This window comes from Ruegeria sp. CH6 (genome assembly GCF_056537005.1).
The window spans coordinates 1-1596 of sequence record NZ_JBQFQS010000048.1 but is presented as its reverse complement, the minus strand read 5'-3'; the positions used below and the strand labels follow the sequence as shown (position 1 = coordinate 1596).

Genomic DNA, 1596 nt, shown 5'->3' with positions numbered 1-1596 from the left:
AAGGAGCAAGCGCAGAAATGAAGGTACTCGTGCCTGTCAAACGCGTGATTGACTATAATGTGAAGGTTCGCGTGAAAGCGGACGGTAGCGGTGTTGATCTCGCCAATGTCAAAATGTCGATGAACCCGTTCGACGAGATTGCGGTGGAAGAAGCGATCCGCCTGAAAGAAGCTGGCAAGGCCGATGAGGTTGTTGCGGTTTCGATCGGCGTGAAGCAGGCGCAGGAAACCCTGCGCACCGCACTGGCCATGGGCGCCGACCGCGCCATTCTGGTTGTCGCTGCGGATGACGTCCATCAGGACATCGAGCCTCTGGCCGTTGCCAAAATCCTTGCCAAAGTGGTCGAGGAAGAGCAGCCGGGCATCGTTCTGGCGGGCAAGCAGGCAATCGACAACGACATGAACGCCACCGGTCAGATGCTGTCGGCCCTGCTGGGCTGGTCGCAAGGTACCTTCGCGTCCGAGCTGGACATTGAAGGCGACAGCGCCAAGATCACCCGCGAGGTTGACGGCGGTCTGCAGACCATCAGCGTCAAGATGCCGACCATCGTGACCGTTGACCTGCGCCTGAACGAGCCGCGCTATGCGTCGCTGCCGAACATCATGAAGGCGAAGAAAAAGCCGCTGGATGAGAAAACCGCCGCCGATTACGGCGTCGACGTCACGCCACGTCTGGAAATCGTCAAGACCGAAGAGCCGCCGGCACGTGCCGCCGGTATCATCGTAGGCTCGGTCGACGAGCTGGTTGGAAAACTCAAAGAAGCGGGGGCTGTGTAATGGCTGTTCTTCTTCTCGCAGAGGTTAACAACGGCGAACTGGCGCTGGACGCCACCGCCAAGGCTGTCACCGCTGCCAAGGCGCTGGGTGACGTGACTGTTCTGGCCGCGGGCGGTTCTGCCGCTGCTGCCGGTGAGGCCGCCGCCAAGATCGACGGCGTGTCCAAGGTTCTGGTTGCCGAAGATGCCTCGCTGGGTCACCGCCTGGCGGAATCGACCGCAGCCCTGATCGTGGGTCTGGCCGATGGCTACGAGCACATCGTTGCCCCTGCCACCACCGACGCCAAGAACGTTATGCCGCGCGTTGCAGCCCTGCTGGACGCCATGGTGATCTCGGATGCATCCGGCGTGGTTGACGGCTCGACCTTCGAGCGTCCGATCTACGCGGGTAACGCGATCCAGACCGTAAAATCGAACGACGCCAAGAAAGTCGTCACCTTCCGTACCGCGTCCTTTGATGCCGCCGGTGAAGGCGGCTCGGCTGCGGTTGAGACCATCTCGGTTGGCGACAACCCGGGTCTGTCCGAATGGGTCGAGGACAAGGTTGCCGAAAGCGACCGTCCGGAACTGACCTCGGCTGGCGTTGTTGTCTCGGGCGGCCGTGGTGTCGGCTCGGAAGAGGACTTCAAACTGATCGAAACCCTGGCTGACAAACTGGGTGCCGCCGTTGGCGCGTCGCGCGCGGCCGTGGACTCGGGCTATGCCCCGAACGACTGGCAGGTGGGTCAGACCGGTAAGGTTGTTGCTCCCGATCTCTATGTCGCCATCGGCATCTCGGGCGCGATCCAGCATTTGGCGGGCATGAAGGACTCCAAGGTCAT

The 1596-nt window shown here is 61.6% G+C and carries 2 protein-coding genes; both read left to right on the top strand.

The window, feature by feature from the left end; genetic code table 11:
* Positions 1 to 17 precede the first annotated feature (17 nt).
* A complete protein-coding gene (locus tag ACR0CW_RS23120) occupies positions 18 to 776 on the top strand; it encodes an electron transfer flavoprotein subunit beta/FixA family protein (protein ID WP_480594586.1) in 759 nt (252 codons plus the stop codon).
* Positions 776 to 1596 (top strand): electron transfer flavoprotein subunit alpha/FixB family protein (locus ACR0CW_RS23115; RefSeq protein ID WP_480789581.1); only part of this gene is annotated, 821 nt, incomplete at its 3' end. The genes ACR0CW_RS23120 and ACR0CW_RS23115, both read left to right, overlap by 1 nt.

Excerpts from the sequence above, each read along its gene's own strand:
- ACR0CW_RS23120 (WP_480594586.1), top strand. The coding sequence starts at position 18 with ATGAAGGTACTCGTGCCTGTCAAACGCGTGATTGACTATAATGTGAAG.